Annotated in this window: 8 protein-coding genes; 5 read left to right on the forward strand and 3 right to left on the reverse strand. The window is 73.5% G+C overall.

Annotation, left to right across the window (positions count from 1 at the left end; all coding sequences use genetic code 11):
• Positions 1–110 precede the first annotated feature (110 nt).
• From ACWD3D_RS29430 to ACWD3D_RS29440, 3 genes are all read right to left on the reverse strand, one after another.
• A complete protein-coding gene (locus ACWD3D_RS29430) occupies positions 111–503 on the reverse strand; it encodes a DUF3040 domain-containing protein (protein WP_451463805.1) in 393 nt (130 codons plus the stop codon).
• A 302-nt stretch (positions 504–805) separates the two neighbouring features.
• Positions 806–1,564: a methyltransferase gene (locus tag ACWD3D_RS29435; protein WP_451463806.1), complete on the reverse strand. Its 759-nt coding sequence runs from the start codon at positions 1,562–1,564 to the stop codon at positions 806–808.
• Between the two features lie 135 nt (positions 1,565–1,699).
• Positions 1,700–2,227, reverse strand: coding sequence for an SAV_6107 family HEPN domain-containing protein (locus ACWD3D_RS29440; protein WP_451463807.1), 528 nt, complete (start codon positions 2,225–2,227; stop codon positions 1,700–1,702).
• A 220-nt stretch (positions 2,228–2,447) separates the two neighbouring features.
• Here ACWD3D_RS29440 and ACWD3D_RS29445 point away from each other — a divergent pair, with 220 nt between their 5' ends.
• The 5 genes from ACWD3D_RS29445 to ACWD3D_RS29465 form a co-directional block, all read left to right on the forward strand.
• Positions 2,448–3,290 (forward strand): ATP-binding cassette domain-containing protein, encoded by an 843-nt coding sequence (locus tag ACWD3D_RS29445; RefSeq protein ID WP_451463808.1) that lies wholly within the window; start codon positions 2,448–2,450, stop codon positions 3,288–3,290.
• Positions 3,262–5,400 carry a YhgE/Pip family protein gene (locus ACWD3D_RS29450; protein WP_451463809.1) on the forward strand — a complete coding sequence of 713 codons (2,139 nt, stop codon included), beginning with the start codon at positions 3,262–3,264 and terminating at the stop codon, positions 5,398–5,400. Before ACWD3D_RS29445 ends, ACWD3D_RS29450 begins: the two co-directional genes overlap by 29 nt.
• A gap of 52 nt (positions 5,401–5,452) precedes the next feature.
• Positions 5,453–6,064 carry a TetR/AcrR family transcriptional regulator gene (locus ACWD3D_RS29455; protein WP_451463810.1) on the forward strand — a complete coding sequence of 204 codons (612 nt, stop codon included), beginning with the start codon at positions 5,453–5,455 and terminating at the stop codon, positions 6,062–6,064.
• 428 nt (positions 6,065–6,492) lie between these two features.
• The gene (locus ACWD3D_RS29460) at positions 6,493–7,110 is read left to right on the forward strand and encodes a DUF4126 domain-containing protein (protein WP_451463811.1); all 618 of its coding nucleotides are present in this window, start codon (positions 6,493–6,495) and stop codon (positions 7,108–7,110) included.
• Positions 7,111–7,206: 96 nt separating this feature from the next.
• Positions 7,207–8,158: phytoene desaturase family protein (locus tag ACWD3D_RS29465; RefSeq protein ID WP_451463812.1), on the forward strand; the 952-nt coding region annotated here is incomplete at its 3' end.

The following is an 8,158-nucleotide window of genomic DNA, read 5'->3' on the forward strand; positions in this document are numbered from 1 at the left end:
AACGACTACTGCGACTGCTTGCCGCCCCTCGGACGTATGCGGTGCGTTCGTCGCGTCGTACGTGCGTTACGTCGTACGAGCCCCTCCCGGGCCAGCGGGAGGGCGATGTGTCACTGGCCCTGTTCGTCGCGGCGGCGCTGCCACCGTTGCTCGATGCGGTTCATGACCGACCGGCGTTGTCTGGGTCTGTGCCCGGCCGCCGGGGTGCCGCGCTGCGGCTGCTCTCCGGGCTTGGGTGCCCTGCGCCAGCCGGTGACCGCGAGTACGGCACAGCCGAGCATGACGAGGAACCCGACCACACCGATCCAGATCTGCTGGGCGACCATTCCGGCCATGAGGAGCGCGATACCCACCAGAAAACCAGCGACCGCCTGGTAAACCCGTCGCCGGGTGTACGTACGCAGCCCGCTTCCCTCAAGCGCTGTCGCGAACTTGGGATCTTCGGCGTACAGCGCTCGCTCCATCTGCTCGAGCATGCGCTGCTCGTGCTCCGAGAGCGGCACGGAGTCCTCCTCGTCGTCGGCCGCGGGGGCGACCGGTAAGCGGCCCTTCCAGGATAGGCAGGGAATCGCCCCCGGGAAACCCGCCCACCAGCCAGCAGCCAGTCCGTACCGCCATGTCGGTTCGGCCCTTGAGGCGTTGATTCCCCGACGGCCGATCCGTCATGCCGGATCCTGTCACCCGATCATACGGGGCCCGGGCCCGGATCGGGGGCCCGGAGCGAGAGGGGATGCACCGGGCACGTCCTCTCCGCGGCGTTGATCCGCCGCTCCCCCGCAACCCCGTGTTCCCCGGTGGGCCGCCGTCAGGCCCGGCGCTCTCCCAGGACGTGCAGCTGGGTGGCGACGGAATGGAAGGCGGGCAGCTCGGCGGCGGCGGCCTCAAGCTTCAGCAGGGCCTCCATCGCACCCGGTTCGGTGTCCACCAGCACACCGGGGACGAGGTCCGCGAAGACCCGCACACCGTGCACCGAGGTCACGTCGAGACCCGCGTCGCGGATCAGGGCGGAGAGCTGGTCGGCGGTGAACCTGCGGGGCACCGGGTCGCCGTCCCCCCAGCGGCCGGCCGGGTCGGTGAGCGCCCGGCGGGCCTCCACGAAGTGACCGGCGAGGGCGCGGGCCAGTACGGCACCGCCCGAGCCCGCGGTGAGCAGGCTGAGCGCACCGGACGGGCGGAGTGCCTCGACCGCGTTGCGCACGCCTTCGGCCGGCTCGTCCACGTACTCCAGGACGCCGTGGCAGAGCACCGCGTCGAACGTGCCGTGCTCCACCACGTCGAAGAGCCCGAGGATGTCGCCCTGGACCCCGCGGACCCGGTCGGCGACGCCCGCCTCGTCGGCCCTGCGCTCCAGCGCGAAGAGTGCGTCGGGGCTGGGGTCGACGACGGTGACGCGGTGGCCCAGCCGGGCGACGGGCACGGCGAAGTTGCCGGTGCCGCCGCCGGTGTCCAGAACCTCCAGGCTGTCGTTGCCGGTCGCCTTCACCTGGCGGTCGAGGGCGCCCTTGAGGACCTCCCAGACCACGGCGGTACGGAGGGAGGCGCGGGGGCGCGGCTGGTCCGACACGGCAGATGACTCCTCGGCACGGTGCCGCTGCGGGGCGGCGGAGCGTGAACGGTGCAGGTGGTGCGGGTGCGCCCCCACCCTATTGCCTCGCGCTTCCCGCTCCGTCACCCCGCACCCCGCCCGAGGGGAGCGCCGTCACCCCGCGCCGGGGCGGCCCGTCCTCGGCTGAGGGAGGGAGGGGTGGAGCCTGAGCAGCCGCTCCACCAGCCGCAGGAACATGGCCACGTCGCGCAACAGGTCGTCGGCGTCGCGCCGGCTCGCGGCACCGGGAAGGCCCGCCTCGGCCCGGGCCCGCCGCCCGGCCCCGGAGGCGAAGAGCGCACTCCATTCGGTGAGCTCCGGCGCTATCTCCGGAAGCACCTCCCACGCGCTGCGGATGCGTTCGCGGTGGCGCTTGGTGGTCTCGGGGCGGCCACGGGCGGCGAGTACGGCGGCGGCCGCGCGCAGGGCCGCGAGGTGTGCGGTGGCGTAGCGCTCGTTGGGAACGTCGAGTACGGCGGCCTCGGTCAGGCCGGCGTGGGCCTTGGCGAGGAGATCGAGGGCGGCAGGCGGTGCTCCGGCCCGGCGCGGGACGGGGTGCACGTCGTCGGGCGGTCCGGTCGGTGAGGGGGCAGGGCTGCCTGCGCGGCGCCGCGGGGCGGCAGCTGCGGACGAGCTGGCCATGACGATCCTCCTGTCGTCAGTGACGGCTCGATGGCCGTATGTGTCCATGGTGGCGGGTACCACTGACAATCCGGTTCAAGCCCCTGTGACCTGGAGTTTTTCCTCCGGTCGCGTCGGTCCTTTGCTTCGGGAGCGAGTTCGGGCTAGATTTTTGCACTGACCAGTCAGTTTAAAAAATGTGCCGGGCCGACGCGGACCCGGGTACGAGGCAGGGAGAGCGATGACGGACGTGGAACCCGCGGGCGCACCGCGTGGTGCGGCCTTGGAGGTACGCGGCCTCGGGCTGCGGGGGCCGCGCGGATGGGCGTTCCGGGGCGTGGAGTTCGACGCCCCGCCCGGCGCGCTCGTCGCCGTGGCGGGTCCGTCGGGTTCCGGCCGTACCGCGCTGCTGCTGGCCCTCACCGGCCGGATGCGGACGACCGAGGGCCGGGCGAGCACGGGCGGCTACCCGCTCCCGGGGCGGCTCGCCGCGGTGCGCCGTATCACCGCGCTCGGGCCGGTCCCCGGCGTCAGCGAACTCGACCCGGTCCTGACCGTCGCCGAACACCTGCGGGAGCGCGCCCTGCTCCGGAGCCGGTACACCGGCCCCGTCCGGGCACTGCTCCGGCCGCACCGGGAACGCGCGGCCGTGGGCGAGCGGATCGCCGGAGCGGTGGAGGTCGCCGGGCTCGACCTCACCGCCCTTCCCAAGGCCGGGCGGACCCAGGCCCGGGACCTGGAGCGTCTGGACGCGCTGCGGCTCTCCGTCGCACTCGCCCTGCTGGACGAGCCCCGCCTGCTCGCGGTCGACGACACGGACCTCGGTCTCGGCACCGAGGGCCGGGCGGCGGCCTGGGAGCTGCTGCGCGCCGTCGCCGCCCGGGGCACGACCGTGCTCGCGGTGTGCGCGGAGGCACCCGGGGGTGTGCGGACGGTACGCACCGGCCCGGGCTCGGACGCCACCGCCACCGCCACCGCCACCGCCACCGCCACCGCCACCGAGGCAACCTCGGCGGGCGCCACCGCCACCAACTCCGACGGGAAGGGGACCGGCGATGCGCGCGACGGGTCTGGCCGGGCTTGAGCTGAAGCGATTCGGCAGGGGGAAGCTGCCGCGCGCCGCGCTCGCCGCACTCCTGCTGCTGCCCCTGCTGTACGGGGCGCTCTACCTCTGGTCCTTCTGGGACCCGTACGGGCACCTGGACCGGATTCCCGTCGCCCTGGTCAACGAGGACAAGGGCGCGGAGATACCGGGGGCCGACGAGGGCGACGGGGCCGAAGCGGACAGGGCGGGCGGAACGGCCGGCGAACGACTCGCCGCCGGGGACGAACTCACCCGGAAGCTGCTGGACTCCGAGACCTTCGAGTGGCACCGGGTGAGCGCCTCCGAAGCCCGGCGGGGTGTCGAGGACGGTACGTACTACCTCTCGCTCACCCTGCCCGGGGACCTGAGCCGGCGGATCGCGTCGAGCGGCGGCGACTCCCCCAGCACCGGTGCCCTCCAGGTGCGTACCAACGACGCCAACAACTACATCGTCGGCCAGATCTCCCGGACGGTGTTCTCCGAGATCCGCGCCGCCGCGTCGACCGAGGCCTCGCGCGGCTTCCTCGACCGGATCTTCGTCGACTTCTCCGACCTCCACGACGCGACGGCGAAGGCCGCCTCCGGCGCAGACGACCTGCACAGCGGTATCGCGACGGCCGAGCGGGGTTCGAAGGACCTCGCCGAGGGCCTCAAGGAGAGCAAGGCGGGCAGCGAGCGGCTCTCCGACGGCATCACCGCGCTCGACCGGGGCTCCGCCGATCTGCGGACCGGATCGCGGCAGGTGGCGGACGGCACCCAGCTCCTCGCCGACGAGGTCAACGGGATCGCGGCGGACGTACGCCCGTTCCTGGAGGACGGCGGCGAGTCCGTCGGGGACACCGCCCGGCTGGTCGCCGACGCCTCGCGGACCGTGCGGGAGAACCTCGACGAACTGGTGGAGACCGCGCCCGTCGCGGCCACGGCCGCGCACACCGCCGCCGACGACCTCGCCGCCGTGCACGCGCAGCGCTGCGAGGACGCGCCGGTGCCGGACCCCGCCGTCTGCGGCCCGCTGGAGAAGGCGGTGACGGCGGCGTCCGACGTCGCCCGGGTCGCCGACGACGTCGAGGCGCTGGTGCAGGACGAGGACGGCGATCTCGCCTCGCTGCGTACCCGGCTGACGGTCCTGCAGCAGCGGGCGGAGGATCTGGCCGAGCACGCCCCGGCGCTCGGCGACGACCTGGAGTCGGCCGTGGCCAAGGTCAACTCCCTCAACGCGGGCGCCCAGCGGGTCGCCGAGGGCGCCGGGACCCTGCACACCGGGCTGTCCACGGCGAAGTCCGGGGCCACCGCGCTGGACACCGGCGTCGGCGAGCTGAAGACCGGCGCCACCGGCCTGGACAGCGGGCTGCACCGCCTGAGCGACGGTTCCACCGCCCTCGCCGACGGTCTGAGCGACGGGGCCGGCCGGATTCCCGACTACGACGAGGCCGACCGCGACGCGCGTACCGGCGTGATGGCCGACCCGGTGCGCCTCGCCTCCTCGTCCCTGCACGCCGCTCCGAACTACGGCACCGGCTTCGCCCCCTACTTCATCCCGCTCTCGCTCTGGGTCGGCGCGATGGTCGCGTACATGCTGATGCAGCCGCTGAACCGGCGCGCCCTCGCGGCCGGTGCCTCCGCCCGCCGGACCGCGTTCGCCGGCTGGCTGCCGGTGGCCGCGACCGGCCTGGTCCAGGTCGCCGCGCTGATGTCGGTACTCCACTGGGGGCTGGGCCTTCAGATGGCGCATCCGGTCGCCACGGTCGGCTTCCTCGCCCTGGTGACCTGCTGCTTCGCCGCGATCGTGCAGTGGCTGAACGCCCGGTTCGGCGCCGCGGGCCGGATTCTGGTGCTGGCGCTGCTGATGCTCCAGCTGACCTCGGCCGGTGGTACCTACCCCGTCCGGACCAGCCCGGGCTTCTTCGAGGCGATCCACCCCTGGCTGCCGATGAGCTACGTCGTCGACGCGCTGCGCCGGCTGATCACCGGCGGTGGGTCCGGGCCCGTCCTGCGGGGCTGCGTGGTCCTGGCCGCCTTCACGGCGGGGGCCCTCGCGCTGACCGCGGTCGCCGCCCGCCGCAAGCAGGTGTGGACCCTGGAACGGCTGCACCCGGAGCTGAGTCTGTGAAGCTCGGGGCGAACGGGCTCGGAGCATGGGCGGACCTGTGAGAATCGACCCCATGGAAAGCAGTGGCACCACCCGCCGCCAGGCGACCCGGCAGAAGCTCTACGAGGCGGCCGTGACCCTCATCGCCGAGAAGGGGTTCTCGGCGACCACGGTGGACGAGATCGCCGAGCGGGCCGGTGTGGCCAAGGGCACGGTGTACTACAACTTCAAGAGCAAGACCGAGCTCTTCGAAGAGCTGTTGCGGCACGGCGTCGGCCTGCTGACCGCCGCGCTGCGGTCGGCGGCAGAAGAGACGGCGGCCCGCGGCGGGACCCGGGTGTCCGCGCTGGACGCGATGATCCGGGCAGGGCTGGCCTTCATCGACCGCTATCCGGCCTTCACCCAGCTCTACGTGGCCGAGCTCTGGCGCACCAACCGGGCCTGGCAGGCGACTCTCCTGGTGGTGCGCCAGGAGGCGGTCGCCGTGGTGGAGGACGAGCTGCGGGCCGGAGTGGAGAACGGCGAGCTGAGTTCGGAGATCGACATCCCGCTGACCGCCGCCGCGCTGGTCGGCATGGTGCTGGTGGCGGCTCTCGACTGGCAGGCGTTCCAGCCCGAACGATCGCTCGACGAGGTCCACTCGGCGCTGTCGCTCCTGCTGCACGGCCGGGTCAGCGGGCGCTGAGAGCGGCGGCGGCCCACGGCCCCCACAGCCCACAGCCCACAGCCCACAGCCCACAGCCCACAGCCCACAGCCCACAGCGAAGAGATACCGCGGCAGCGGAAAAGACGCCGGTCCGGTGGAGTTCGATCCCCCTCGAACCCCGCCGGACCGGCGTCCCGCGTCCTGCCGGAGGAGCCTTCCCCCGTGACCCCGGTCCCCCGTGGCCCCTGGCTCCTCCGTCGTGCGCCCCCGTTGTGTCGGAGGCACGGACCGTCCGCCGCCCCGTGCCGGCGGTCCGGGCACCGTGCCCCTTCCATGCCTCCACTCTTCCGTCCGGGCGGGTGGCGGCCCATCCGCGTACCTACTCATCCGGGGCACTAGGTACGCGTACTCAGACCTGTGTGCGGGAGCCCACCCGCAGCCGCCGCCGGCTGGCTACGATCGCCTCCGTGTCCGTACTCCCCTTGGTCTTCACGAGTGGCTGGGCGAGCGGGATCAACGCGTACGCGGTGGTCCTGCTCCTCGGCGTCTTCGGCGCGACCGGCCTCACCGACGAGGTCCCCGCGTCCCTGCAGCGCACCGACGTCCTCGTCGTGGCCGCACTGCTCTTCCTCCTGGAGGCGGTGGCGGACAAGATCCCGTATCTGGACACCGCCTGGGACACGGTGCACACCGTGGTCAGGCCTGCCTCCGGGGCGGTCGTCGCCGCGTTGCTGGCGGGCGACTCCGGTTCGCTGCCGGAACTGGCGGCGGGGGCGGTGGGCGGGTCGACCGCGCTGCTGAGCCACCTGGTCAAGGCCGGTACCCGCATGGCGGTCAACACCTCCCCCGAGCCGTTCTCCAACGTGGTGGTCAGCACGGCGGAGGACCTGGGCGTGGCGGGCATCATCACCTTCGCGATATTCCACCCGGTGGCGGCGGCCTCCGTCGCGGCGGTGCTGCTGGTGCTCGGTCTGCTGGCGCTCTACTTGCTCGCGTCCCGCATCCGCCGCTACCTCCGCCGCCGGGCCGAGCGGCGGCAGGAGCGTGAGGTGGCCGGAGCCGGCCGGCGCTGGCCGTACGGCTGACGTACCGCTGACGTACCGCTGACGTGCCGTCCGGGCCCGGACGGGCGGCGCGACCTGACGCCCGGGCGCCCGCCGGTGGTCGATAAAGTCACCGGCATGGCACGAATTGCGGTGATCGGCGCCGGGACGGGCGCCATGGCGGCGGCTGCCCGGCTCGCGGTGGCAGGCCACCGGGTGACGGTGTACGAGCGGTCGGACACGTACGGCGGCTCCCTCGGGCGGCACGAACGGGACGGCTTCGTCTTCGACACCGGTCCGGCCCTGCTGCACCTGCCGGCCGTGCAGCGCGACCTCTTCGTCAAGACCGGCAAGGAGTCGCTGGAACAGCGGGTGACGCTGAGCCAGGTCGATCCGGCGAGCCATCACGTCTTCGCGGACGGCACCCGGGTCTCGCTGCCCAACGCCTCCCGGGCAGGGGTGGTGGCCGCCCTGGACGGGACGCTCGGCGGGGGCGCGGGGGCGCGGTGGGGCGAGTTCCTCGACCGGGCCCGGGACGCCTGGGACCGCTCGCGAAGGCCGCTGCTGGAGGAGCCGCTGCGGCCGGACTGGCAAGTGCTCGGCCGTGACCCGTATCCGGCCGTCCGGACGCGCCGACTGCTGCGCGGGGCGCGGCAGGCCACTACCCTGGCCGAGGTCGGCGCGTGGGAGCTGGCCGATCCCCGGCTGGCCGCCCTGCTCGACGGCTGCGCCCTGTCGTACGGCCTCGACCCGCGCGAGGCTCCGGCGAGCGCCGCGCTGCTGCCGTACATGGAGGAGACCTTCGGCACCTGGTACGTGGCGGGCGGCATGCGGGCGCTGGCCGACGCACTGTACGAGCGCTGTCTGGCCCGGCGGGTGGAGTTCGTGTTCGGCGCGGAGGTGGTCCGGGTCGTGGAGAAGGACGGCCGGGCGGCCGGGGTGGAGCTGGCGGACGGTAGGCCGGCCGAGGCCGACCACGTGGTCATGGGTGTGCGGCGAACTACAGCGATCTCTTCTACCGGGCGGGCGCCCAAGGGGGTGCCGGCGAAATCTCCGACGAGGAGCTGCCCCTGCTGCTGGAATTCCTGGA

The sequence above is a fragment of the Streptomyces sp. NPDC002690 genome, from assembly GCF_053592415.1.

Excerpts from the sequence above, each read along its gene's own strand:
- ACWD3D_RS29440 (WP_451463807.1), bottom strand. The coding sequence starts at position 2,227 with ATGGCCAGCTCGTCCGCAGCTGCCGCCCCGCGGCGCCGCGCAGGCAGC.
- ACWD3D_RS29445 (WP_451463808.1), top strand. The coding sequence starts at position 2,448 with ATGACGGACGTGGAACCCGCGGGCGCACCGCGTGGTGCGGCCTTGGAG.
- ACWD3D_RS29450 (WP_451463809.1), top strand. The coding sequence starts at position 3,262 with ATGCGCGCGACGGGTCTGGCCGGGCTTGAGCTGAAGCGATTCGGCAGG.
- ACWD3D_RS29455 (WP_451463810.1), top strand. The coding sequence starts at position 5,453 with ATGGAAAGCAGTGGCACCACCCGCCGCCAGGCGACCCGGCAGAAGCTC.